21 protein-coding genes are annotated in these 25,119 nt (G+C 48.5%); 15 read left to right on the plus strand and 6 right to left on the minus strand.

The genetic code is table 11. The features are described from left to right. The first annotated feature begins 69 nt into the window (after window positions 1–69). The 3 genes from AF331_RS17585 (at window position 70) to AF331_RS17595 (ending at window position 4,163) form a co-directional block, all read left to right on the plus strand. Complete coding sequence (locus AF331_RS17585) at window positions 70–1,260, plus strand: ornithine--oxo-acid transaminase (RefSeq protein ID WP_053429348.1); 1,191 nt, start codon at window positions 70–72, stop codon at window positions 1,258–1,260. 119 nt (window positions 1,261–1,379) lie between these two features. Then, a complete protein-coding gene (locus AF331_RS17590; protein ID WP_048014653.1) occupies window positions 1,380–2,624 on the plus strand; it encodes a Glu/Leu/Phe/Val family dehydrogenase in 1,245 nt (414 codons plus the stop codon). 147 nt (window positions 2,625–2,771) lie between these two features. After that, window positions 2,772–4,163 (plus strand): aldehyde dehydrogenase, encoded by a 1,392-nt coding sequence (locus AF331_RS17595; RefSeq protein ID WP_053429349.1) that lies wholly within the window; start codon window positions 2,772–2,774, stop codon window positions 4,161–4,163. Between the two features lie 46 nt (window positions 4,164–4,209). Here the strand turns inward: AF331_RS17595 and AF331_RS17600 are convergent, their stop codons facing one another. Continuing rightward, window positions 4,210–4,443 (minus strand): DUF378 domain-containing protein, encoded by a 234-nt coding sequence (locus AF331_RS17600; protein WP_048006980.1) that lies wholly within the window; start codon window positions 4,441–4,443, stop codon window positions 4,210–4,212. A gap of 166 nt (window positions 4,444–4,609) precedes the next feature. Between AF331_RS17600 and AF331_RS17605 the strand changes: the two genes are divergently transcribed. The 4 genes from AF331_RS17605 (at window position 4,610) to AF331_RS17620 (ending at window position 10,093) form a co-directional block, all read left to right on the plus strand. After that, window positions 4,610–5,779, plus strand: a complete 1,170-nt coding sequence (locus AF331_RS17605) for an iron-containing alcohol dehydrogenase (RefSeq protein ID WP_048014655.1) — start codon at window positions 4,610–4,612, stop codon at window positions 5,777–5,779. A 163-nt stretch (window positions 5,780–5,942) separates the two neighbouring features. Continuing rightward, complete coding sequence (locus AF331_RS17610) at window positions 5,943–7,292, plus strand: glucose-6-phosphate isomerase (protein ID WP_053429350.1); 1,350 nt, start codon at window positions 5,943–5,945, stop codon at window positions 7,290–7,292. A gap of 520 nt (window positions 7,293–7,812) precedes the next feature. Beyond that, a complete protein-coding gene (gene asnB / locus AF331_RS17615) occupies window positions 7,813–9,627 on the plus strand; it encodes an asparagine synthase (glutamine-hydrolyzing) (protein ID WP_053429351.1) in 1,815 nt (604 codons plus the stop codon). A 61-nt stretch (window positions 9,628–9,688) separates the two neighbouring features. Then, a complete protein-coding gene (locus AF331_RS17620; RefSeq protein ID WP_053429405.1) occupies window positions 9,689–10,093 on the plus strand; it encodes a YugN-like family protein in 405 nt (134 codons plus the stop codon). Here AF331_RS17620 and AF331_RS17625 read toward each other — a convergent pair. From AF331_RS17625 to AF331_RS17635, 3 genes are all read right to left on the minus strand, one after another. After that, window positions 10,090–11,079 (minus strand): potassium channel family protein, encoded by a 990-nt coding sequence (locus tag AF331_RS17625; RefSeq protein ID WP_053429352.1) that lies wholly within the window; start codon window positions 11,077–11,079, stop codon window positions 10,090–10,092. The two genes, AF331_RS17620 and AF331_RS17625, sit on opposite strands and share 4 nt — an antisense overlap. 49 nt (window positions 11,080–11,128) lie before the next feature. Then, entirely contained in the window at window positions 11,129–11,680 is a 552-nt protein-coding gene (locus AF331_RS17630; RefSeq protein WP_053429353.1) for a GNAT family N-acetyltransferase, read from the minus strand. Between the two features lie 138 nt (window positions 11,681–11,818). Continuing rightward, a complete protein-coding gene (locus AF331_RS17635) occupies window positions 11,819–13,186 on the minus strand; it encodes a vWA domain-containing protein (RefSeq protein WP_053429354.1) in 1,368 nt (455 codons plus the stop codon). Window positions 13,187–13,388: 202 nt separating this feature from the next. Between AF331_RS17635 and AF331_RS17640 the strand changes: the two genes are divergently transcribed. Next, window positions 13,389–14,054, plus strand: a complete 666-nt coding sequence (locus tag AF331_RS17640) for a glycoside hydrolase family 16 protein (RefSeq protein WP_053429355.1) — start codon at window positions 13,389–13,391, stop codon at window positions 14,052–14,054. Between the two features lie 97 nt (window positions 14,055–14,151). Here the strand turns inward: AF331_RS17640 and AF331_RS22015 are convergent, their stop codons facing one another. Together AF331_RS22015 and AF331_RS17655 are read right to left on the minus strand one after the other, a co-directional pair. Further along, on the minus strand, window positions 14,152–14,532 hold the full coding sequence (locus AF331_RS22015) for a DUF4176 domain-containing protein (protein WP_235576427.1): 381 nt from the start codon (window positions 14,530–14,532) through the stop codon (window positions 14,152–14,154). Between the two features lie 661 nt (window positions 14,533–15,193). Then, window positions 15,194–16,063, minus strand: coding sequence for a LysR family transcriptional regulator (locus AF331_RS17655; RefSeq protein ID WP_053429357.1), 870 nt, complete (start codon window positions 16,061–16,063; stop codon window positions 15,194–15,196). Between the two features lie 130 nt (window positions 16,064–16,193). Between AF331_RS17655 and AF331_RS17660 the strand changes: the two genes are divergently transcribed. The 7 genes from AF331_RS17660 to AF331_RS17685 all read left to right on the plus strand — a co-directional run bounded on the left by AF331_RS17660 (window position 16,194) and on the right by AF331_RS17685 (window position 25,094). Beyond that, the gene (locus AF331_RS17660; protein ID WP_235576428.1) at window positions 16,194–17,327 is read left to right on the plus strand and encodes an NADH-dependent flavin oxidoreductase; all 1,134 of its coding nucleotides are present in this window, start codon (window positions 16,194–16,196) and stop codon (window positions 17,325–17,327) included. Window positions 17,328–17,342: 15 nt separating this feature from the next. Then, window positions 17,343–18,239 carry a DMT family transporter gene (locus AF331_RS17665; RefSeq protein WP_053429358.1) on the plus strand — a complete coding sequence of 299 codons (897 nt, stop codon included), beginning with the start codon at window positions 17,343–17,345 and terminating at the stop codon, window positions 18,237–18,239. Between the two features lie 111 nt (window positions 18,240–18,350). Continuing rightward, window positions 18,351–18,509, plus strand: coding sequence for a hypothetical protein (locus AF331_RS22565; protein ID WP_160316582.1), 159 nt, complete (start codon window positions 18,351–18,353; stop codon window positions 18,507–18,509). A 3-nt stretch (window positions 18,510–18,512) separates the two neighbouring features. Next, window positions 18,513–18,875 (plus strand): hypothetical protein, encoded by a 363-nt coding sequence (locus AF331_RS22570; protein ID WP_053429359.1) that lies wholly within the window; start codon window positions 18,513–18,515, stop codon window positions 18,873–18,875. 73 nt (window positions 18,876–18,948) lie between these two features. Next, window positions 18,949–22,560, plus strand: a complete 3,612-nt coding sequence (locus AF331_RS17675) for a GH32 C-terminal domain-containing protein (RefSeq protein ID WP_053429360.1) — start codon at window positions 18,949–18,951, stop codon at window positions 22,558–22,560. 564 nt (window positions 22,561–23,124) lie between these two features. Continuing rightward, window positions 23,125–23,895 (plus strand): hypothetical protein, encoded by a 771-nt coding sequence (locus tag AF331_RS17680; protein WP_053429361.1) that lies wholly within the window; start codon window positions 23,125–23,127, stop codon window positions 23,893–23,895. Between the two features lie 269 nt (window positions 23,896–24,164). Beyond that, a complete protein-coding gene (locus AF331_RS17685) occupies window positions 24,165–25,094 on the plus strand; it encodes a hypothetical protein (protein ID WP_053429362.1) in 930 nt (309 codons plus the stop codon). The last annotated feature ends 25 nt before the right edge of the window (window positions 25,095–25,119 follow it).

Genomic DNA, 25,119 nt, shown 5'->3' on the forward strand with positions numbered 1-25,119 from the left:
CTCTTGTCTGACAGGGGCTCCATCCTTATATAAACCGGTAGTACCGATGAATTTAAAGGAGGAATATACATGGCGAATTCACAGGCGATCATCGATCAAACAGATAAATACGGAGCAAGGAATTATCATCCCCTGCCGATTGTCATTTCGGAAGCAGAGGGGGTATGGGTGACCGATCCCGAAGGCAACCGCTATATGGATATGCTCAGTGCGTATTCTGCCGTCAATCAGGGCCATCGCCATCCGAAGATCATCCAGGCGCTGAAGGATCAGGCGGACCGTGTGACACTTACATCACGTGCCTTCCATAACGATCAGTTAGCCCCGTGGTACGAGAAAATCTGTCAGCTGACAGGAAAGGATATGGCGCTACCGATGAATACGGGAGCAGAAGCAGTCGAGACGGCCATCAAAACGGCGCGGCGCTGGGCGTATGATGTGAAGGGCGTCGAGGAGAACCGTGCTGAAATCATTGCGTGCAATGGAAACTTCCACGGCAGGACGATGACGGCTGTTTCCCTATCGTCGGAAGAAGAATATAAACGTGGATTCGGGCCGATGCTTCCAGGCATCAACCTCATTCCGTATGGCGATCTTGACGCGTTGAAAGAGGCGATCACACCGAATACCGCAGCATTTCTCATCGAGCCGATCCAGGGAGAGGCCGGGATTGTCTTCCCTCCGGAAGGTTTCCTGAAAGCAGCGGCCGATCTGTGCAAGGAGCACAATGTACTTTTCATCGCCGATGAGATCCAGGCTGGGCTTGCCCGTTCCGGTAAAATGTTTGCGTGTGAGTGGGCCGGGGTCGATCCTGATATGTACATTCTCGGTAAAGCACTCGGTGGAGGGGTGTTCCCGATTTCATGCGTAGTGGCGGATGAAGCGGTCCTTGGTGTGTTCAATCCGGGCTCCCATGGTTCTACATTCGGAGGAAACCCGATGGCATGTGCCGTTTCCATCGCTTCACTCGATGTACTCATCGATGAAAAACTTGCAGATCGCTCCCTGGAGTTGGGCGAGTACTTCATGGGGAAACTCAAGGAAATCCAAAACCCCCTCATCAAGGAAGTGCGGGGAAGCGGTCTCTTCATCGGAGTCGAGCTTCATGAACCTGCACGTGGTTACTGTGAAAAGCTGAAGGATGAAGGTCTTCTTTGTAAAGAAACCCATGATACCGTCATCCGATTCGCCCCACCTCTTGTGATTTCTCAGGAAGATCTGGACTGGGCTATCGAGCGTATCAAGAAAGTGCTTTCTTGAAAGCGCGGGCAAGAGACGGAATCTTTTCGAAATTTTGTAGATGCTGATGGTTTAGGTAACAGTTATATGTTACAATTACAACGGTTTCAGATCACATAATAAAGAGGCGAATGTTAAAAATGGGAGAAAACCTTAATCTGTTTACTTCTACACAACATGTCATCAATGATGCTTTGTCCAAACTGGGCTATTCCGAAGAAATGTTCGAACTTCTTAAAGAACCGATCCGCATGCTCACCGTCCGCATCCCTGTCAGGATGGACGATGGAAGCATCAAGGTTTTCACGGGTTACCGCGCACAACATAACGATGCTGTCGGTCCTACTAAGGGAGGCGTACGCTTCCATCCTGAGGTCGATGAGGAAGAAGTGAAGGCGCTTTCCATGTGGATGAGCCTGAAGTGCGGAATCGTCGATCTTCCTTACGGCGGAGGAAAAGGCGGGATCATCTGTGATCCCCGCACCATGTCCTTCACCGAGCTTGAGAAGCTCAGCCGTGGATATGTAAGGGCGATCAGCCAGATCGTCGGGCCGACGAAGGATATTCCGGCACCTGACGTGTACACCAACTCGCAGATCATGGCCTGGATGATGGATGAATACAGCCGTTTGCGGGAAAATGATTCTCCTGGTTTCATCACGGGTAAACCGATCGTCCTCGGAGGATCTCAGGGACGTGAAAAAGCGACTGCTCAGGGTGTGACCATCTGTATCGATGAAGCGGCCAAAAAGCGCGGAATCGATATCAAGGGAGCCCGTGTCGTGATCCAAGGATTCGGGAACGCAGGTAGCTTCCTTGCGAAGTTCATGCATGATGCCGGAGCCAAGGTCATCGCCATCTCGGATGCCCACGGAGCGCTCCATGATCCGGACGGACTCGATATCGATTACCTCCTGGACCGCCGCGACAGCTTCGGAACCGTCACTACGCTATTCGAGAATACGCTTTCCAACAAGGAGCTCCTTGAGCTGGATTGTGATATTCTGGTGCCTGCTGCCATTTCGAATCAGATTACAGAGCAGAATGCCCATGATATCAAAGCGTCCATCGTCGTGGAAGCGGCGAATGGACCTACAACATTGGAAGCAACAAGGATCCTGTCCGAGCGAGGCATCCTCCTCGTACCGGACGTCCTTGCAAGCGCGGGCGGTGTAACGGTATCCTACTTCGAATGGGTGCAGAACAACCAGGGCTATTATTGGACAGAGGAAGAAGTGAACGAGAAGCTTCAGATCAAGCTTGTCGAAGCGTTTAATAATGTCTATGAAACATCACAGAACCGCCGAGTCAATATGCGTCTAGCCGCCTACATGGTGGGTGCGCGCAAAATGGCTGAGGCCTCAAGATTCAGAGGTTGGGTCTAACCATCGCATACCATGGCGCATCATCCCCTAGGATGATGCGTTTTTTTTGTATGTTCGCTTTATAAAATTGACATTCGTCTGTTCCGTTCGTACGATTGAAGGAAGAACAGCTAAAGCGGATACATAGTGAATCGGAGGTCATGAAAGATGAACATTGCGGAAACATCCCTCGAAACGGTGAAACATGCCATACAGAATCAAAAGTCCTTTTTTAAGAATGGACATACGAGATCCATTTCCAACAGGAAAGAAACCCTTGAAACGCTCTATCGTATGATCAAGGACCATGAGGAAGACATCATCCACGCCCTGCAGATGGACTTGAACAAGTCCGAAATGGAGACCTATGCAACGGAAATCGGTATCCTTCTGGAAGAAATCCGCTTCGTGCTCAAACATATGGATGAATGGGCAGAGCCAAAAAAAGTAAAGGTAGCCAAGACCCATATCGGATCTAAAAGTTACTCGGTGCCGGAACCCTATGGCGTCACGCTGATCATCTCCCCGTGGAATTACCCGATCCAGCTTGCCCTTGCCCCGGTGATCGGTGCCATTGCGGCAGGGAACACGGCCATCATCAAGCCTTCAGAGCTTACCGTCCATACATCACGTCTTCTTGAGCGGATCATCTCCGCCCGCTTTGACGGACATGTGCTGAAAGTGATTGAAGGAGGGGTGGAAACAACGGGGCATCTCCTAGATCAACCATTTGACTACATCTTCTTCACGGGCAGCGTACCAGTCGGGAAGGTCGTCATGGAAGCGGCAAGTAAACGATTGATCCCCGTCACCCTCGAGCTTGGAGGGAAAAGCCCGTGCATCGTGGATGAGACGGCGGATATCGCCTTGGCAGCCAAGCGGATCGCCTTCGGGAAGGTCACGAATGCAGGTCAGACATGCATTGCACCGGATTACCTCTTCCTTCATAAGACCATAAAGGAGCAATTCATTACGGAGTTCAAGAACGCCGTCGTCACATTCTATGGTCCTGAGCCCCTCAAGAATGATAAGTACGGGCGCATCATCAATGAACGTCATTTCGACAGGATTGCATCCTATCTCGATGACGGGGAAATCCTTCTTGGAGGAAAACTCGATCGTACATTCCTGAAGATGGAGCCGACTCTGATGACACCGAGGGACCACTCTGTCCCGGTCATGCAGGAAGAAATCTTCGGACCCGTATTCCCGGTGCTCGAGTATGAAAACCTGGAAGAAGTCATTGACTACGTAACGGAAAGGCCGAAGCCCCTGGCCCTGTATCTGTTCACGAACAATGAAGCAACCGAAGCCGCCATCACGGGGAATATCTCGTACGGAGGAGGCTGTATCAATGATACCCTGATGCATATCGTGACGCCCTATCTTCCATTCGGCGGCGTAGGGGAAAGCGGGATGGGGAGCTATCACGGTGAATCCAGCTTCTCCACATTCTCCCACTATAAAAGCGTCATGAAACAGACGAATAAATTCGATATGAGCTTCCGGTACCCTAACGGAAAATTCGGCATGCAGCTCATCAAAAAACTGCTGAAATAAAGAAGAAGGCGTCCCGTATTAGGCGGGACGCCTTCTTTCATTTCATTTATCGTGTAGGCTCTGTACGGTGATCCCGTTCCAGTTCCTCTGTCGGCTTGAAAAGTAATCCAAGATTGATCAGTCCTGAAATTCCGACCAGGCCATAGATGATCCGTGAAAGTCCGGCACCTTGTCCTCCGAAAATGGCGGCGACGAGGTCGAATTGGAAAAATCCGATCAGCCCCCAGTTCACGGCACCGATGATGGTAAGAACCAATGCAATACGTTGTAAAGCACTCATGTTTGTTTCCTCCTTATTGTATGGTTCACTATTACTATGCCCCGTTCGTGAATGGTTATGTGCTGGCCTTTTTCGATTTTTGGGCAAGTTCTTTGCATTTTACGCCGGGTCTCATCCATAATAAAAAAGGTGAACACGAACATATTCTCTTTAGGAGGTATTTATAATGAATGATTTTACGTTTTATAATCCGACGAAATTGATCTTTGGTAAAGGTCAAGTCGAGCAGCTGAAGGACCTTGTCCCTCAATATGGTAAAAAAGTACTTCTCGTATACGGTGGAGGAAGCATCAAGAAAAGCGGCCTTTATGATCAAGTGACGGCTGTCTTGAAAGACATCGATGCAGAAGTATTCGAACTTGCTGGTGTTGAACCGAATCCACGTTTGACCACGGTAAGACGCGGTGTGGATATCTGTAAAGAAGAAGGCATCGACTTCCTGCTTGCCGTAGGTGGAGGAAGCGTCATCGACTGTACCAAAGCAATCGCTGCCGGTGCGAAATATGACGGAGATGCATGGGATCTTGTCACGAAGAAAGCTTTTGCTTCAGAAGCTCTTCCATTCGGTACCGTGTTGACCCTTGCTGCGACCGGTTCAGAAATGAATGCAGGATCCGTTATCACAAACTGGGAAACCAATGAAAAATACGGTTGGGGAAGCCCGGTTACATTCCCGCAATTCTCGATCCTTGATCCGGAAAACACATTCACTGTTCCTAAAAACCACACGATCTACGGAATGGTCGACATGATGTCCCATGTGTTCGAGCAGTACTTCCATAATGCTACGAATACACCGCTTCAGGACCGCATGTGTGAATCTGTACTGAAAGTCGTGATTGAAACAGCTCCTAAGCTGATCAATGACCTTGAGAACTATGAGCTTCGCGAAACGATCCTTTACTCTGGAACCATTGCCCTCAACGGCATGCTTCAAATGGGTTACAACGGTGACTGGGGAAGCCATAACATCGAGCACGCTGTGTCTGCCGTGTACGATATCCCTCATGCAGGCGGTTTGGCCATCCTGTTCCCTAACTGGATGAAGCACAACCTGAACGTGAACCCTGCCCGTTTTGCACAGCTGGCTGAGCGCGTATGGAATGTCGATCCTGAAGGCAAAACACAGGAAGAAGTGGCTCTTGAAGGAATCGAGAAGCTTCGTGAATTCTGGTCCAGCATCGGTGCCCCTTCACGCCTTGCTGACTATGATATCGACGACAGCAAGCTTGACCTCATTGCTGATAAAGCAATGGCCAACGGCGAATTCGGTAACTTCAACAACCATAAATTGAACAAAGAGGATACGCTCAGCATCCTGCGCGCATCCCTATAAGACTCATGGCCGGTCCGATTTTGGACCGGCTATTTTAAGAAATACTGCGCTCTTGTAAAAACTTTTTGATGAATGCGTTTTCATAAATCTGCGTTTCTTGATTATGATGACCGGATTCGATAAAGTGAGATAGAAGCAAAAATAAAACAATCGGAGGATGGTTATGACACACATTCGTTTTGATTATTCAAATGCGTTATCCTTTTTTGGTGAACATGAAATTACATATCTGAATGATGCCGTCAAAGCGGCACATCACGCCCTGCATGAAAAAACGGGTGCAGGAAGCGATTTCCTCGGGTGGATCGATCTTCCTGTCGATTATGATAAAGAAGAATTTGCCCGCATTCAAAAAGCGTCAGAGAAGATCAATAAAGACTCCGATATCCTTCTTGTCATCGGAATCGGTGGATCTTACCTCGGTGCAAGAGCGGCCATTGAAATGCTCAATCACAGCTTCTTCAATACCGTTTCGAAAGAAAAGCGTTCAGCACCGCAGGTCCTCTTCCTGGGACAAAACATCAGCTCCACCTACATGAAAGACTTGATGGACCTTCTTGAAGACAAAGACTTCTCCATCAATGTCATCTCAAAATCCGGTACAACAACCGAGCCGGCGATCGCCTTCCGTATCTTCCGCAAAATGCTTGAAGAGAAGTATGGAGTGGAAGAAGCCCGCAAACGCATCTATGCGACAACCGATAAGTCAAAAGGAGCGCTTAAGACCCTTGCAAACGACGAAGGCTACGAAACATTCGTTGTGCCTGATGATGTCGGCGGTCGCTATTCTGTCCTGACGGCTGTAGGTCTCCTGCCGATTGCCGTTAGCGGTGTGGATATCGAAGCGATGATGGACGGAGCAGCAAAGGCAAGGGAAGACTTCGGTCAATCAGAGCTTTCCGAGAATCCTGCCTACCAATACGCAGCCGTCCGTAACGTCCTATATAACAAAGGGAAAACCATCGAAATGCTCATCAACTACGAGCCGGGTCTTCAATACTTTGCCGAATGGTGGAAGCAGCTCTTCGGTGAGAGCGAAGGAAAAGACCAAAAAGGGATCTATCCTTCATCTGCAAACTTCTCGACTGATCTTCACTCACTTGGACAGTATGTACAAGAAGGTCGCCGCGATATCTTTGAAACCGTCGTGAAGGTTCAGGAAGCACGCCATGAGCTTGTGATCGAAGAAGCGGACAGCGATCTTGACGGCCTGAACTACCTTGCAGGCCAAACCATCGATTTCGTCAACAACAAAGCATTCGAGGGAACGTTGCTCGCCCATACAGATGGAGGCGTTCCGAACCTGATCGTCGAAATCCCTGCTATGGATGCGTATACGTTCGGATACCTTGTGTATTTCTTCGAGAAGGCATGTGCCGTGAGCGGTTATCTTCTTGGCGTCAATCCATTCGATCAGCCTGGGGTAGAGGCGTACAAAGTGAATATGTTCGCCCTTCTTGGTAAACCTGGATTCGAAGAAAAGAAAGCAGAACTTGAGAAACGCTTGAAATAATGGATGAATGGACCGGGACAAACATGTTCCGGTCAATAGAATAGCCGAACGAATTCGACACGCTCGAATTCGTTCGGTTTTTTTTGTATTCCTGGGTAGGCCGTTGATTGGAGAGCAGGCCAAAGAGACCCTTGTAGCAATGCGTGAGACCAAGCGTCATCGATACGTAAGGGCCTTCCACCATGAAAAGAGAGGGCCTGCACGGGGTGAAGAGCGTGTCCTGTATTTTTCACATGAACAGCTTTCAAGGAACGTAGTGAGATGACAGCACTTTTCTCGAAATTTATTCGTGTCCCGTAAAGTTATTTACCTTAAGTTGTAAGAAACCCATGTCTTTTTGAAGCGTGGGTCAGTAAGACTGCAGGCACACATCTTTAGGATAATGATGGAAGCGCCCATAGACCATGGATGCCATTTCGTTAAAACGGAATATCTTTCTTTGACTGCGCTGAAGGAGAGGGTTTACCATCTTGGTAGACCGAGCGATCGGTTTAACATTCGAGAAAGAAGGCGTATAGAAATGTGTGGAATTGCAGGCTGGATTGATTGGAAAAAAGACTTACGAGAACAACAGCATATTTTAAAATCCATGACCGATGCCATTGAACATAGGGGACCGGATGCAGAAGGTGCGTGGGTGAGCGAGAATGCAGCCCTTGGTCACCGGAGACTCATCGTGATCGACCCGAATGGCGGGAAACAGCCCATGCTTTATCAAAACAACCATCATCAAATTGCTCTCACCTATAATGGTGAGCTTTACAACTACCTTGAGCTTAAAGAGGAATTGACCGGGAAAGGTCACACCTTCAACACCAGTTCGGATACAGAAGTTCTGCTTCACTCTTATCTTGAGTGGGGGGAAGAGTGCGTTCGCCACTTCAACGGGATCTTCGCATTCGGAATCTGGGATGAAGAGAAGAAACAACTCATGCTTGGTCGCGACCACCTTGGTGTGAAGCCACTTTTCTTTACTGAAGAAGGGAACGGACTCCTCTTCGGTTCCGAGATCAAAGCACTCCTTGCCCATCCGGAAGTAAACGCGGAAATCGATCAAACAGGTCTTTCTGAGTTATTCGGAATGGGGCCGATGAGAACACCGGGACAAGCCATCTTCAAGAACATCCAAGAAGTCCGTGCCGGACATTATATGATCTACAATGAGCAAGGAAGAAAAGATGTTCAATACTGGACACTTGAAAGCAAGAAGCATATGGATGATATGGATACGACTGTGAATACGATCAAAGAGATCCTTGAAGATACGGTCAAGCGTCAGCTCATTGCCGATAAGCCGCTTACCACCATGCTGTCGGGAGGACTCGACTCAAGCGGATTGACCGCTATTGCGGGGCGTGAATACGGGGAAAAGACGCTCTCCTCTTATTCCATCGACTTTGTGAATAATGAAGCGGACTTCGAGGAAGACTTCCTCCGCAGGGATCTTGATGAGCCATGGGTGAAACGTGTGTCCGAACACGTAGGGACGGATCATACGTCCATCGTGTTTGATGCCAAGAAGCTCGTCGACAACCTATTGGTTCCCATGAAAGCAAGAGATCTTCCTGGTGTAGGTGAAATCGAGACGTCCCTTTACCTCTTGTTCACGGAAATGAAAAAGACCGCGACTGTCGCCCTCTCTGGAGAATCAGCGGACGAAGTATTCTCAGGCTATCCTTGGTTCCATCAGGAAGAATACCTTGATGCAGGTGTGTTCCCATGGCTCTTGAACATCGGTGGCATCGCCGACGTCATGAAGGATGATCTCCTGGATCGACTCCATATCGAGGACTATCGCAAGCAGCGCTATCAGGAAGCACTGAAGGAGCTCCCGGTCCTTGAAGGAGAGTCCGACATTGAAGCGAAGCAAAGAAGGATGTCCTTCATGTTCATCACGCGTTTCCTTCCGTTCATGCTTGACCGGAAAGACCGTGCCAGCATGATGACAGGCTTTGAAGTGCGTGTGCCATTCTGTGATTATCGACTTGTGGAGTATCTTTGGAACATCCCGTTTGAAATGAAAAATGTGGACGATATCGAAAAAGGTATCCTGCGTCGTGCACTGAAGGATTATCTTCCGGACGATGTGCGCAATCGGAGGAAGAGTGCTTATCCGAGTACGAAGGATGAGGCCTATTATGAAGGAGTGAAAGACTGGATGCTGTCGATCTTGAATGATCCTGCGTCCCCGATCCTGAACCTGATCGATGCGGATAAAGTGCGTGCCATGATCGAAGACAAAGAACAATCCACCACCATGGTGAAGTCGTTATTCGATTACTTGATCCAGGTGAATGAATGGCTGAAGGAATATGATGTTTCAGTCAAGCTGTAAGACCTACATGTTTTTCCGCTAAAAGGAGAAACTATCCCTAAAATGAAAGGGGATGGATGATGTGATCGAGATTTCATCAAGCCTTGAAGGGAAGCATTATCAGCTTTACAAATTGGAGCAGGAGTTGAAGCCTCTGGGGTATTCCATCGGTGGAAACTGGGACTATGACCATGGATACTTCGATTATAAGATCGATGATGAAGTGGGGTATCAGTTCTTGAGGCTGCCGTTCACTTCGGTGGATGGTCAGTTGGATTCAAGGGGGGCGACGGTCAAATTCGGGAAGCCGTTCCTTCTGTCCCATAAATATCAGATAGGACTGGATGACCATGCTTCCACCGGGAATCTGTCGGGGTCCTTCAATCAGTTCTCGGAGCCCCAGGATTCCGATGCCAGCTTTCCTGAAGAATATATCGAAGTAGGCAGGGAGCTCGTGAAAGAACTCGAGCAGTCCCTGCTTCATTAATTGGATATGACAAGCAGTTCGTCTGTGGTCTCGACCACAACGTCCATGGGGGGATTCACTAATGTGTTTTCCCCTTTTTTGATGCCTAAAAGGATGACCCTTTCCTTCAGTAATTGGGCGCTGAGGGACTGGAAGGTCGCCCCCGCGTGCTCATCCATGACGGAGATCAGCTTCAGGTTGTTGCCTTTCAGATGATTCAAGAGCTTAAGGATCGTCCTGGACATTCCTTGGGAGATGATGCTGTTCATCATGACGAGGCTGGTCTGCATATTCGTCTGGATGACCTCATCCGCTCCGGCCCGCTTCGCATTTTCCACTTGGTCCTTCTGAAGGACTTCCACGACAGTATGAAGGGAAGGCTGGTTTCCTTTAATGGCAAGCAGACTCAAGATCGTGTTCATATCCGACGTCATCTCGTCCTTGTTCTGATCTGATGTGACAAGGGCTATTTTTGCTTCACTTAAATTGGCCTTTTGGAGGATGGCGTCCTTGAAGGGTGAGCCTTTGACGAAATGAACATGGTTGTTGCGATAAGGATTCTTCTGAAGGGAATCATCGATGAGGATCACATCGCAGCTTGATTGCAGGGATGTGAGCTGATGGATGATTTCACGGGTGCGTTCGTTCCACCCGATGATGATGACGTGACCCTTGCCTTTATAAGCGGTCTTCCCCTCCATATATCCATTCTGAGTCGTCACGGTCTCCGTTGCAAGCATGACGAAGTACGTGGAGAGAAACCCTGCCCCTACCAGGATGAGGAGGATGCCCAGGGTTTTCCCTTCAGCCGTCTTGGGGACAAAATCTCCGTATCCTACAGTCGAAGTGGTGATGACGGCCCACCAGATCCCGTCAAAAAATGAGGGGAAGGTGTCCGGTTCGAGATAGTGGATCATGACGCCGCAGGTGCTCATGACGGCAAGGGCCATGATCAAGATCCGGATGACAAGCGGCCAGCGCAAAAAGCCGTGGATGAGTTGTTGCATGGGTACCAGCTCCTTTTTATCTGCACTGACCATTATTGCCGAATCGGGACTAACTCATAACTCCGTCTGCCCATTCTTTCTTCAGCATGCTGTAGCTGTATACATCATGCGACTGCTGATCCTGCATGATGTAGTCACGGAGCAGTCCTTCCCTTGTGAATCCAAGCTTCTCCACGACGCGTGAAGATCCCGCGTTCTCCGGAATGATGACCGCGCCGACCCTGACGACGCCTACTTCACGGAACAGATAGTCGATGACGGGCTGCAGAGCTTCCGTCATATACCCTTTACCCCAGTGGATTGGCAAGAGGTCATAGCCGATTTCACAGCGTTTGTGTGGCACGGAGGTTGCGTGGAAGCCACATGTGCCAATGAGGTTGTCCCCCTGATCGGTGATGGCCCAGCGCATAGGGGAGAGTCCTTCGGCTTCCTGCCTCGCTTCGATGATCCCTTCGGCTTTGGTGATGGATTCGAGGGGCTCCATGCCGAAGTAGGTCAGCACCTCGGGTGAAGTGTAAAGGGTGAAGAGGGCCTGTGCGTCTTTTGGATGGAGCTGTCTGAGCGTAAGTCTCGGTGTGGTGAATGTCGGATAGGTGGTCATGATGGGATTCCTCCTTTATGTATGAAAGGATAATTATACCATGATTATCCATTTTTAGGTGCGGGATTTTTCACGTTTTCCCCTTGTCCAAGTTATGCTGGTAAAGAGAAAAGTGCCGATTGAGCGGCACTTTCAGGGTCAGTCTCTGAATTTTTTCTCGATCTCATCCACTTTTTTCTTCAGGTCATCGGACGTTTCTTTGATTTCGTCCTTTTTATCTGATTCCAGACCGCTCATGTAATCCTTGATTTTTTGGTTTCGCTCATCCAAGATCGCAAGGATTTCCTGTTTCTTGTCCAGGTCGATCAGTTCATCGTCCACCAGGGCATTGACTGCATCAAGGAATCGGTCATGCTCGAGATTCCTCATAGTAAGGTAAGAACTGTAGAGGTCACGAAGATTATTATAATGATCGACGGACGTCCAGATATTGTTGCTGAAGTTGCCTGATTTCCACCAGATCCACGTCCCCTCGCTGATGCTGTCCTTCCAGGTGGTTTCAATGTCTTTGAGCTCTTGTTTTGTTTTGACGGAAGTGTACTCGCCGCCTCCTGCCTGTGCTACGTTTTTAAGCTGGTCGTCGGCTTTGGAGTCGACGTTGAAGCCGATGATGTTGACTTGGACGTCGGTATGGTCTTCCTTCACTTTCTTCGCCGCTTCGACAGGGTCGCCGTCACAGGTTTCGATGCCGTCGCTCACCACGTAGATGAAGTTCTGGGCATCCTTCGGGAACTGGTCATTGGCAAGGAGGATGCTTTCAGCAAGTGGAGTCCATCCTTTAGGGTCGAACCCGTCCAAGGCGCTTGCGAATTTCCCCTTGTCATATTCCTCCATGGGATAAAAGGATTCAACGGCTTTGCAGCTCATTTCCTTATCGCTGTCCGATCCGGTTCCTTTATGGCCGAAGGCAATCAAGGAGACGTTTGCGCCCTCGGGAAGTTCACCGGCGAAGTTTTCAAGGCTTTCCTTTGCCAGCTCCATCTTGCTTTCACCGTCCACTTCCGCTTTCATGCTGCCACTGGAGTCGATGAGGAGGGCAATATTGATTTCTTTTTGTTCTTCCGTCAGTTCTTCAATGTCGACGTCCTGGAGGAGGCGGCCATCGGGGAGCTTGATTTCATCAAATACCACCTCATAGTTTTCAAGCTCTCCTGCTTTTTCTTTATAGCCGGTCCTGAGATTTTCGGTGATGGAGGCCGCCCATCGTTCCGCATCCCAGTCCTCGGTATCTTCCTTTTTGATGTTTTCGATATACTCAGCTGCTGCATCTTCTGAGGCGGATCTGGCTGCGTTTTGGTTGTCATCGGAAGGAATATGCTTCTCATAGATTGTGCCGTTCGTTTGGTCAATCAGTTCTTCCGTAGTTTGGGAAGACACCTTTTCCACTTTGGTTTCCTGGGGTGCCGCTGGTGCCGCTTTTTCTTTCTTTGCGGCAGGCTCTTTTTCACTCTGGCATCCAGAAAGAATGAACACTAAAATAAGGGGGAATAACCATCTTTTCTTCATGCTTTCATCTCCTTTGGGTGGATCTCATATGTAGGGATTCCGTGGACAAGGTTATCCAATAATTTACTGTAAATCCAGTACCCAATGACCCATGACGATAAACCTAATGGTGGAATGTGTTGGAAGACGGGACAAACACCCCTTCGGATCAAGGAGCTCCTTCATACGATACGAGTAAGGAATGTAAGAAGGAGGACTACAGTTGACTAAAAAGACGTTACAGTGGAGCGGATATGAGTGGATCGTGAAGAGCGGTGCCAGGAAGACGGGACCTGGGCCGAATTACTTCGCCGCGGAAAATGCATGGGTGGACCGGGATGGCCGTCTTCATTTACGAATCACGAAACACAAGAACACATGGAGATGTGCCGAGGTGACGCTGAGCGAGACACTGGGGTATGGGACGTACCGGTTTTGGCTTGAAGGAAGACCGGACAGCATGGACCTGAACGGCGTACTTGGATTATTCACCTATGATGGAAGCTCGCCTGAGTATCACCATCGTGAGATCGACATAGAGTTTGCCAGATGGGGAAATCCCGGAGGGCACAACGCGCAGTATGTGGTCCAGCCCTATTCAATACCGGGACATCTCCACTCGTTCCCCATGAAATTGAACGGAAATTGCTCGACCCACACGTTCAAGTGGACGCCCCGTAGCATACGGTTCATGTCCCTGCACGGACATTACACCGATCTGCCGTCACCCCTTGAGTGGTTCAAGATCCAGGATTGGGAGTTCACAGGGGACATCCCGGACAGCAGGGAAGAAAAAGTGGGCATCAATCTGTGGCTCATGGACGGAAAAGCTCCTGCTGATGGAATGGAGATCGTCGTGGACCGGTTTGAATTTGAGCCGCTAACCTGACAGGTGGGGGCTATACATGGAAATAGAAAAGGAGAATGGGGATGGCCTCCATTCTCCTTTTCTAGTAGGTTTCAGTTCATGAGGATACTAGGTATAGCTAGTCCGCTTTCCCCTCACGATCGGCTTCTTCCCAGATCTTTTTATCCTCATCCGTGACGTAGCCGTTATGTACGACCTCTTCAATCAGATTGCGGTTGAAAAACACATTATAGTCAGCAGATATATTGCCTTCGGGATATGGAACCCCTCTATAGTCAAATTGATTTTTTGTACTTACTTGAATTTGATTGTAGCCGTAGATCATCACCGATTTATCCATGTTTGAAAGCTTGACCACCGTGCCGATGGGAAGCAGCTTGGTGGGGTCGAGGCTGACTTCTTTTGGTTCTTCTTTTTTGACGTGTTCGGTTGTTTGCTGACTGCATCCAACTGTGATTAATGTGGAGAGGATAACCACCAGCATCCGCTTACTATTCATAGGTTTCCTCCTGATTTCAATTTCTGAATCGATGTGTTACAACCTTTTCTTAGTGCTACGGTTTCATGATGGAAATGAATCGTCAAGCAGATGCCTCCTCAATCCTCAGGAGCCCTCCTCCTTCTTGAAGAAGGAGTAACGGACCAAGAGGGAGATGATGCAGGGGACATAAATGACAATAGCGATAAGAATAATGGCAGGAAGTTGGGATAGGAGGTCTTTGGGCGGGATCAACCATGTTACAAGTACAACTAAGGTGATGGTGCCCATAGCACCCATGAGAATTGGGAAAAATAGCAAAATGAATCTAATTAATTTCTTGGGTTTTTCTTTAGTCAATAGCATATCATTCTCCCTCATAGCATTCCTTGATCTCAGGTTAACAGAGTCTCAATGTTACTGCATTCGCAATGGAAGAGTGTGGTTCTCAGCTTTCAAGATGCATGACATCCGTGGGATAGCAAATGGATACAAGGAATGTATCTCGACAAACTGATTATGAAACATTTACCATATACCCAAATGATGGATCTTTAATCCTTTTGATCTATCGATAGAGGAATATTGAGATGCGCCCGAGAGTCCACTCTTGTAGAGATAGACGGGTGCATGATTCCTGTAGCTTTCTTAATCCATACGTTTAACCGTCTTTTAAAAGACGTTAATGATCAGGAAAACAATGATCGATTATGCTCATGAACTCCAACGCTAGAGGAGAAGGGGCTTTGCCCTTCCTTGTAATGTAACCGATGTTTCTTACCAATTTCGGTTCAAGGGATGCATAGGAGAGGTCCATCGATTCCTCAGGAAGTGCAAGATTGGGCATGATGCTAATGCCAAGATTCTTGGACACCATTGAAATGACGGTCTGATTGTCCTTGATATCATACGAGATGGATGGGGATACAGCATGTTGTTTAAATGTTTCCTCGATAAGTGTTTCGCATCCCGAGCGTAGCATGATGAACGGTTGGCTGGTGATCTCTTCTACGTGGACTGTGTCCCTCTCAAAAAAAGGATGTCCTTTTGGGATCACAACATAGAGGGGATCTTCCTGCAAAGGGGTGAAATCCACTTTTTGAACAGGAAGGGCGGTGAATCCGAGGTCGACCGTCCCATCTTGGACCCACTTGTGGATGTCTTCGTACCCTCCTTCATAAAGGTGGACATCAATTGTTGGGAATTGTTCCTTGAATAGCGCAAGCAAAGTGGGGATATACCGTGCAGAGAAACTGGGAAAGCTTCCGATTGACAGCCTCCCAATGGTCAATCCATTAAGGGCAGCCACCTTTTGTTCAATCTGTTCCATGTGGCCGGCAATTTCCCGCATATGGGCAATAACGGTTTGCCCTTCAGCCGTAAGTGAAGAACCATTGCGCCCCCTGTTTAATAATGTGATGCCCAGTTCATTTTCCAGCGCTGTGATGGTATGGCTGACGCCGGACTGGGTTAAGCCTATCTGTTCCCCTGTCCTAGTGAAGTTTCCGTTATCTATTACTTTTAATAGCACCATGAGTTGAAATGAATTCAAGTGAGCACGCTCCTTATTATGTTATGTATTAGAAACTCTAATGATAAAGATGATTAACATTCATTTCCCTTATGTTAATTAGAAGAATACACTATTAATAGAACAAAAACCAGATAGGAGATGGATGAAATTGGACAATCAGTATCTTGAATTGATGACACCATATGTGCTTTCACCCAATGCAATCCTTAAGAACAGGCTTGTAATCGCTCCCATGACGACCTATTCAGGGTGTGAGGATGGCAGAGTGTCAGATGAAGAGTTTGCTTATTACGGTAGAAGGGCTGGGGGGGCAGGGATGTTCATCACGGCTGCAGCCGCCATTTCCCCCGTCGCCACAAGCTTTCCCCGACAGATGAAAGCATATGGGGAGGAAGCAATCGATGGTCTAACGAAGCTTTCTACCATTATCAAGGAGAAGGGAGCTAAGGCGATCCTTCAATTACATCACGGTGGGAGCGAAAGTCTTCCGGGGTATACCCATGGGGAACGCCTCGTAAGCCCAAGCGGTGTAACAGCAACAGTGTATGAAAGATGTGGATGGGAATATCATCCCAGAGAGATGACGCACGAGGAAATCCTGGAGACGATCAGGAATTTTGGACAAGCTGCTCATATCGCCATCCGGGCTGGTTTCGACGGCGTGGAAATCCATGGAGCCAACGGATATTTGATTCAGCAGTTCTTCTCCCCATTTTCCAATCATCGAACCGATCACTGGGGTGGGACACAATTGAAGCGGATGAGGTTTGCAGATGCAGTCATCGATGAAATCAAGCGGGTGCGTGACCTGTATGCAGGGGAAGAATTCATCATTGGGTACCGTTTCTCCCCTGAAGAACCGGAAAAATCGGGCTTGAAAATGGACAATACCGTCGATCTGGTAGATGCATTGGCAGATAAAGGATTAACGTACCTCCATCTTTCCGTTAAGAATGTATGGTCCATGCCGAGAAGTGGATCGAATATGAAGATGACCAGGACCGAAATTTTCCGTGATGTTATTGGAGAAAGAACAAGCTTTCTCACATTAGGTTCCATCCATACACCTGCTGAAGCCCTCACTATCATTAAAAAAGGAATTCCGCTGTTCGGATTGGGGAGGGAAATCCTGATGGAGCCTGACTGGATGGAAAAGGTCCAGAATGGACGCGAAAGTGACATCAATACCTTTCTCCCCAGGAATGATCGGCATAGACTTGTCATCCCTGAGCATATGTGGAACAACATTCTAAAAAGGGATGGGCTACCGGCACACCCGTAGAAAAGAGGAAGCCCAATGCATCAAGTTTCATTGCTCCGTTTCGCTTTGGCAATGGCCATTTTTGGTTCGGTCGGATTTTTCTCGAAACTTACCGGATTGCCATACATAGAATTGATTGCCGTCCGCCTTCTATGCGCAGCCCTGTTCCTGTTTGTTATCTGGCTATTCAAAAGGGAGAGAAGGATAGGGAGTTATGACTGGAGAGAAGTCGGAATGATCTTGTTATGTGCCGTAGCAAATCTATTAAACTGGCTCTGTCTCTTCGCGTCTTTTGAAAAAACATCCGTAACGATTGCCATCTCCCTGTATCATCTTGCCCCTCTGTTCGTCCTGATTGCAGGAAGATTCTTATTCAGGGAGAGGTGGCAGTCGCGGACGGTATTTGCTATTGCGCTTAGTTTTATTGGTACAATCTGCATCATGGGTCTGAAAGCAGGCGGCTTTTCCCTTTTGGATGGGGAAGGGATTGCCTACGGAATGATGGCGGCGCTTTTTTACGCTGTCACCATGCTGCTCGGCAAAGGTGTGACGAAATCGAGCTTGTATGCTGTCACCTTACTGCAGATGATAATAGGGCTCCTCATTCTTCTGCCTTTCGTTGACTATTCAGCTTTCTTCTCTCTGAGTTACGAACAATGGGGCTACTCGATCTTAACAGGGGTGGTGCATACCGGCTTTGTGTACCTGCTATTCTTTCAAAGTCTACGCCATCTGACAGCCAGGACCATTTCCCTCATGGTTTTTATTGATCCTGCTGTCGCCATTTTGCTTGATATCCTACTGTCGGGTTTCCGCCCGGACCGAATTCAGTCGGCAGGGATCATCTTGATTTTTGCTGGGATGCTTGTTTCCATTTCTCCACGTAAGCGTAAAACAGCTGATGCACTCGAACTTGATAAACTTATTTCTTGATACACAAACCTATTACTGGTCCCAGCGAGGATTTCCAAGTGAGTAGTGTGTAGGATTTTATTTTCCCATGGTAGGGGGGAGTGGAGGATGATCCAAAATAGAGACACATAAATGACTGAAATGAGGGGGAGCATGATCCACCTCATTCCACAGATGATCGAGCGCGTCGGTATCGTTCTCATAGTCGCCTTCTTGTTCTCCCGAGTAAATCATTCAGGCTGCTTATCGAAGAACATCAAGGGGGAAGGGAAAGGCTTTTCCTTATTCTGATTTTTGGTCTTTGACGTAGTGAGCAAGTATACTGGTATAAAAATTTTCCCGGTAACCATTACGGGCAATACATGGCTTATGGAAGTGGAGCCGGCCATCGCCATCGCTTCGTTAGCCCACGAAAGGGAGAGGGCCACAGATCTGACGAAAAAAGTACTGAGTCAGGGGGAGGTGTTCATGGCCAAAAGCTGGGAGGAGAATCTATGCCGGAATGAAGACTGTCCCCTGTTAGCTACAGTTGTCCTCATTAGGGATGCTGAAGTAAAAGCGCTTCAAGCTGCAGCTCGGCTTAAAAGGTATGAAACGCCCCGGAAGCATAGCCGGGACGTTTTTTATCGGAAAAAATTAAACGTCATGTTCCGATAGGAGTAGAATCCGATCAGACTTCTGTTTGATAAAGTGTTAAATGTAAGCGCTTTAATAAATGGGAGGGAGAATGATGATGAACAGATTTAAATGGATGGGGGTCATTCTGATGCTGTGCTCATTATGGACGTATTCCGGAATAAATGGTTACGCCGCAAAGGGTGGTAATGCCATTTTCGGCTATACCCAGCTGTCGGGGAAATGGAAGCAGGAGAAGGAAGGGAAAATGAAGGGTGAAGCGATCAAAAAATCCCCGGCCCTCTTGGTGTCAGTGGATAAGCGGGGAGGATATGCAGAGTATGAATCCACCATCACCGCGGAAGAGCTTTCCTCTTTCCTCCTTGGTACAGATGAGCGGGGAGGGGGAGGATTTGAGGTTCAATTCGATGTGAAGAAAAATGAGATCTCCCTCTTATCAAGGAGTAAGGAAAGGGTTTTGAAAAAGGTGAGGCACACGCTCGAGTCTAAAAAGGACTATTCCATCATGCTGAGAACCGATCGGGGAACCACAAGTCTTTGGGTGGATGGCCGACAGATAATGGACAGAGTGAAGACCGGTACCATCATGGGACATTACGGATTCCTTGTTGCTAAAGGGAAAGGTCTTTTCCGACAGGCAACCGTGAACGAGTGGCGTTCGAACCTCGATGGTGTGGAGGTGGAGGGCTGGAAGCTGACGAAGGATGGTCTGGAATCAGAAAGGGGAGGTCAACCCCTTATGTCTGCGACGAAGGCGGGGGGTGTGGCATTTGAGGCCAGGCTGCATCTGAATCAACCCGACTCGTCGGCATCACTGATCTTCAGGGGTGACGCAAGGGGAACGACAGGATGGAAGATAGAGGTCGACGGAAAGGGGGATCAGATCCGGTTGAAGGATAGTAAGGGTGGTAAGACCCTGCAATCGGTATCGGCCAGGATTCAGGAAGATACCCTCTACCACATCAAGATCGTGGATGAAGGTGAGAAGGTGAAGGTATTCTGGCAGGAAGGGGAGGAACCGCTCCTGACCGAAGAAAACGTGGATCCGGCTGAAGGGTACCTGGGTATCATGGCAGACAAGGGTACCGTCTTACAGGATGTACGGGTGAGCGGGCTGGAGGGCAATCTTGAAGGATGGACTTCGGACCGGGGAGAGTGGCTTTCGCACCTGCAGGGGGTGATGGGAAGGAGTGATGGAGAAGACAATGCCTTCCGCATGTCCACCACCGAAGGGGATGATTTCATCTTGGAAGGGGACGTGACCATCCATGAGGATACCCCCTACGGGACGGCTGGATTCTTCTTCCGCAGCGACGGTGTTTCTGGATATATGTTCCAGATCGATCCGAACCTTGGGCGGGTTCGACTACTTGATCTGGAAGGGGATCGCACCATCGGGGAGATGGAGCGTGACCTTTCTCCTGGCGCGACCCACCACGTCGAGCTCCACGCTGTCGGATCCTCCATCAAAGTCTATGTGGATGGATACGACGAACCGGTGATCGACGTGACTGATACTGCCTATTCCGGAGGGAGATTCGGTTTGAACACCTATAACGGCAGCGCCATCTTTCAGAATGTGTATGCAACGCCGCATGAAGACTATTTCAACGAGCTTTATCGTCCACACTATCACTATACCCAAGCAAGGGGGTATGCGAGTGACCCCAACGGACTCGTGTATTACGAGGGGGAGTATCATCTATTTCATCAGGACGGGGGGAAGTGGGCGCATGCCGTGAGCACCGATCTGGTCCATTGGAAGAGGCTGCCCATCGCCATCCCCTGGAATGAGATGGGGCACGCTTGGAGCGGATCTGCTGTGATCGATCACGATAATTCTTCTGGACTATTCCCTGTGGAGGGATCTGGAATGATCGCATACTATACGTCTTTCAATCCCTCAAAACCAAATGGGGATCAGAAAGTCGGGATGGCCTATAGCAGGGACAAGGGGAGAACCTGGCAGTTCTATGATGGCAATCCGATCATTCCGAACATCGGAGAGTTTTATGGTAGTGCCGGTTGGGACTTCCGGGATCCGAAAGTGGTTCGGGATGAAGACAGGGATCAATGGGTCATGGTCATCTCCGGTGGGGACCACATCAGGTTCTTTACCTCGAAGAATCTTCTTGAGTGGGAAATGATCGAGTCATTTGGATACGGTGACTATGTTAGAGGAGGGGTTTGGGAGTGCCCCGATTTCTTCAAGCTGCCTGTGGATGGTGATGAAGACAATCAAAAGTGGGTCCTTTCCATCAGCATGGGGGCGAATCCCAAAACGGAAGGGTCCGATACAGAGTATTTCATCGGTTCATTCGATGGGGAGAAATTCGTAAGCGATCATCCGGCAGGAACGGTGCTGAAACAGGAATTCGGGAAGGAGATGTATGCGACGATGTCTTTCTCGGATATTCCTGACGAAGACGGTCGCCGGATTTCCATGGGATGGATGAGCAATTGGGATTATCCGTTCGCCTACCCGACCTCCCCGTGGAACGGGCAGATGAGCCTTCCTCGTGAATGGAGTTTGAAAACAAACGCTTCAGGTGATGTCAGGATGGTGCAAAGTGCAGTGGATGAACTAAAGGAATTGAGGGGCGGCACCAAAACCTTCGGGGGGATCACCTTGACCCCTGATTCCGAAGATCCGCTCAGCCAAGAAACCGGGATTGCGTATGAAATCGTAGCCGATCTGGAGATGATCGGGGAAGATACAGCCTTTGAAATCGGACTAAGAAAATCCCGTGAGCAAGAGACAATGATTGGCTTTAACCGGTCAGAAGGGAAGATCTACTTCGATCGCTCCAAATCCGGAGAGATCGACTTCTCCGATAAATTTTCCAAAAGGCATGAAGCGGAGCTTGATCCCGTCGATGGACGTCTGAAGCTGCGGATGTTTGTGGATGAGTCTTCCGTGGAGGTATTTGCAGGGGACGGGGAGGTTGCCTTCTCGAACCTCATCTTCCCTGATGGGGCGAGTGACGGAATGAGCCTCCTGGTCAAAAGCGGGAAGGTGAAGGTCCATCAGTTCGATGTGCATCCTTTGAAAAATGTGTGGAAAGAAGGCGGTGAAGACCATTTGCAGATGCATCATGACCGCATAGCTTTGCGGAAAGGTGAATCCCATACCCTGTCAGTCAGATCAACCTCTAAATCCGCCATCTCTTGGTCGTCTTCCAATCAGGAAGCGGTCGTGGTGAAGGAAACGAAAAAAGGAGAGGCGGAGATTACGATGAAGGGGAGCGGTCGCAGCATCATCACGGCAAAAAGCAAAGGTGGCAAGCTCATTGGAGAAACGATTGTGGATAGCCTAGACACCTATGCCATCCAGGAAGGTAGCCGTGGACTATCCACTAATCCTTCAGCACAGAACGGGTCCAAGGTGGTGATGGGTCACCCTCTTCAACTATGGGATTTTCACGCTCTCCCTGAAGGAGGCTATAAGGTGACGACTACAGACACCGGCAAAGCACTTGACGCATCGGGGAGTTCGAAGGGTGATGCGGTTCAGCTATGGGACTACTTTGGATACAAAAATCAGCAGTGGAGGCTGACCCCGCATGGAGATGGTTCATACAGCTTCAACGCCATCAACAGTGGACGATCGCTTCGTCCTTCGGAAGATCCCATGAGCAATGAAGTCGAGCTTGATGGAGTGGGGGTCATTCAAGCAGCGAGATGGAGGATGATCGAAGCCCATTAGATCAGGAGCGTTCAACTTTTGAATTAGAGAGATAGCTACAAGAAACCGAGGTTAATTGGTTGGAGTCAGTGATCGGACAAAGCCAGTCGCTTAAATCCAATGGAACCAGCAAACCGGATAGGCAATGAACCCAGCCATAGACGATACCGTTTTATGGTTGGGTTTTGTTTTATGTGAGAATTTCCTTCGCGGATAGAATCCAGTTCTTTCATGAAACGTGGACGGCTTTCTTATGATAGGAAGTTAAGAGCCCCTACTTGTTCATATTTATGTCAACGGAACCAATGCGACCGCTACATACGTTTTAAAAGCCATCAGTTACTTTATAATGGGTCAAAAGGTCTGTTTTGGATAGATGGGATTTACATCTGAAGGATGCTTTTTTATACTTTTGATAACGAAAAAATGGTAAAATGTGTTTTTTGTTTTAGAGAAGTGAGATCTGATACCAAACCAATTACCTATAAAGGAGACCGTTAGAAGACGCTTATAGAAGTGACCTACCGAATGATAAACCCCGAGGAGTCCCGGATTTTGAAAATCTACTGCTAAAAGGAGTATGCCATGAGTACATCTAAAGGAAAATATGAACCCCGGACAGAGGACGATACGAAAAAAAGAAGGTTCAAAGATTATTTCATTCGCTACAGCCTCATCCTGTGCTCCATCATGGTGGGGTTCGGTTTGGTAACCAGTCTATTCAAGGTGGATATTTTCATATTTCCATTCGTCTACTTTGGTAAGCTGACCGTACTCTCATTCTTTCCAGGTTTGATAGTAATATGGCTCTCCCTGAAGCTTTATGATAAGAAGAGGGACATCAATAACCTGATGTGGATCAATAGGAAACAAGGTTCCGTACGAAGCTCGAAAAGCCATGTGATTGTTGCGTTCGTATTGACAGGGTTACTCATTACACTCATATATCAGTTCCAAAAGTATGGGACCATCTTCATTGCGATCTACAATAACGGTGGAGAAGTCAGTGCTAAGTCGTTCCTCGAAGGGATGAGTGACCGTGCTTCGGTTTTGATCATGAGTTGTGTAGCAGTGGGGATCATCGATCAGCTCGTTGCCATCATGGTGAGGAAGAAAGGAGTAAGGATCTTTGCTCCTATCATGCAGCTGACCCTACTCTTTGTCCTTCATCAAGAGGTTTTCACCAGTCCCGTCAATCTTGACCAAGCGGCCCTCTCAACAGATGATTATGTATATATCGGCATCTATATCCTTTTTATCATAGCTTTTATCAAGACCATCATATCCTTTGTAGCCCGACTGATCGATCTTTGTTTATCATGGCATGATCAGGTTTTAAAAGGAGCTCAAGTTTAATAGAAGAAAGAGGGGATAGGTCGGGGAAGAGATGGGACCTGTTACCTCCCGGCATAAACCATGTAGTCAAGCCCAAAGGCCTTTCATCTAAACGGACTTGGGCATTTTTTATGCGGTCATTAAGCATGGAGGGTTGATAGAATGGTGCGAAGGGAGGAGGGGACTGTTCGGATCAGGGCGTTGTGTATGTGAAAAGGGAAAGTTTTATAAGGGCATTCCAATGAATCAACCCCGTATGATCGACAATACACCATGAGGGAACGCTCTTAGTGAAGCGTGTACAAGGCAATCCATGGTCCTGTCAGAACCCGACCCAAATTGACCGGAGCATCCTTCTCCGATGGCTCATACTGATCGTAGAAAGGGTGTTGAGTGTGAGAGTAAACAGGGTGAATCTGGTTCTTCCGGAGAAATGCAGGGAATCGCAACAGTTGTACGGATTTTTTAAGGGACTCGGAGTAGAGGGAAAAGAGGGAATTCAATTCAGCGTAACGCCGATGGGGGCAAAGCCTGCGCTCATGCTGAGAAGAGCTGAAGTGGACAGGCCGGGAATATGGTTGGAGGGTGAGGAATTGGAGCCGTTCTCATACAGGAACGCAGGAATTCCCATCGAAACATCTATGGGTGACCGTTGTTCGCCATCAATAAATAGACCTGCATCCACTGTGGATGACGGGACTCTGACGATAGAGGAAGTGAAAGACCTTTTAGGAGATATCGTGAGTGGTATTGATCATATTGGGGTCAATCTCCCCGTCAACATGCTTCCTCCACAGCAATGGGAAGGGCTAAAGCAAGACCTCTCAAAGGGGACGGCACTCTATCGCTATTCAGGTCAGGAGTGGCCATTCATTCTTCCGACGACTGATCTGGAGTTTCAAAGTGGTCAGATGGAATACCATTCACCAAGGGGTCCTAAGTTCGAGTGGGTATACGATGAAGAAGCCAGGGAACCCGTCATTCAATTGGCCCTTAGAACTTCGGCGGGACGAGCGAAAGTGGAGAAGCTGCTGCCTGGGCCTAAAGGTTATTCGATTCCGGGGCTTGAAACCCATTTCCGCTCGGTGAATGTAAGAAGTCCGTGGAAAGGAATAGGATTACGAGTGGATGTATACTATGCGGATGCTCTCGAAGCCAATTGGGTCACCGGTAAGTGGCTGGCCGAAGAAGGAGGAAGAATCCATCCACAAAAGGGATGAATGCAGTGCGTCAAAGAAAAAAGAT

Origin of the sequence: Rossellomorea marisflavi (genome assembly GCF_001274775.1) — a bacterium.
In the GTDB taxonomy this organism is placed as follows: domain Bacteria; phylum Bacillota; class Bacilli; order Bacillales; family Bacillaceae_B; genus Rossellomorea; species Rossellomorea marisflavi.

Excerpts from the sequence above, each read along its gene's own strand:
- AF331_RS17605 (WP_048014655.1), top strand. The coding sequence starts at position 4,610 with ATGAATGATTTTACGTTTTATAATCCGACGAAATTGATCTTTGGTAAA.
- AF331_RS17610 (WP_053429350.1), top strand. The coding sequence starts at position 5,943 with ATGACACACATTCGTTTTGATTATTCAAATGCGTTATCCTTTTTTGGT.
- AF331_RS17630 (WP_053429353.1), bottom strand. The coding sequence starts at position 11,680 with ATGACCACCTATCCGACATTCACCACACCGAGACTTACGCTCAGACAG.
- AF331_RS17590 (WP_048014653.1), top strand. The coding sequence starts at position 1,380 with ATGGGAGAAAACCTTAATCTGTTTACTTCTACACAACATGTCATCAAT.
- AF331_RS17625 (WP_053429352.1), bottom strand. The coding sequence starts at position 11,079 with ATGCAACAACTCATCCACGGCTTTTTGCGCTGGCCGCTTGTCATCCGG.
- AF331_RS22015 (WP_235576427.1), bottom strand. The coding sequence starts at position 14,532 with ATGAATAGTAAGCGGATGCTGGTGGTTATCCTCTCCACATTAATCACA.
- AF331_RS17680 (WP_053429361.1), top strand. The coding sequence starts at position 23,125 with ATGAGTACATCTAAAGGAAAATATGAACCCCGGACAGAGGACGATACG.
- AF331_RS17675 (WP_053429360.1), top strand. The coding sequence starts at position 18,949 with ATGATGAACAGATTTAAATGGATGGGGGTCATTCTGATGCTGTGCTCA.
- AF331_RS17665 (WP_053429358.1), top strand. The coding sequence starts at position 17,343 with ATGCATCAAGTTTCATTGCTCCGTTTCGCTTTGGCAATGGCCATTTTT.
- AF331_RS22565 (WP_160316582.1), top strand. The coding sequence starts at position 18,351 with ATGACTGAAATGAGGGGGAGCATGATCCACCTCATTCCACAGATGATC.
- asnB (WP_053429351.1), top strand. The coding sequence starts at position 7,813 with ATGTGTGGAATTGCAGGCTGGATTGATTGGAAAAAAGACTTACGAGAA.
- AF331_RS17585 (WP_053429348.1), top strand. The coding sequence starts at position 70 with ATGGCGAATTCACAGGCGATCATCGATCAAACAGATAAATACGGAGCA.
- AF331_RS17595 (WP_053429349.1), top strand. The coding sequence starts at position 2,772 with ATGAACATTGCGGAAACATCCCTCGAAACGGTGAAACATGCCATACAG.
- AF331_RS17635 (WP_053429354.1), bottom strand. The coding sequence starts at position 13,186 with ATGAAGAAAAGATGGTTATTCCCCCTTATTTTAGTGTTCATTCTTTCT.
- AF331_RS17600 (WP_048006980.1), bottom strand. The coding sequence starts at position 4,443 with ATGAGTGCTTTACAACGTATTGCATTGGTTCTTACCATCATCGGTGCC.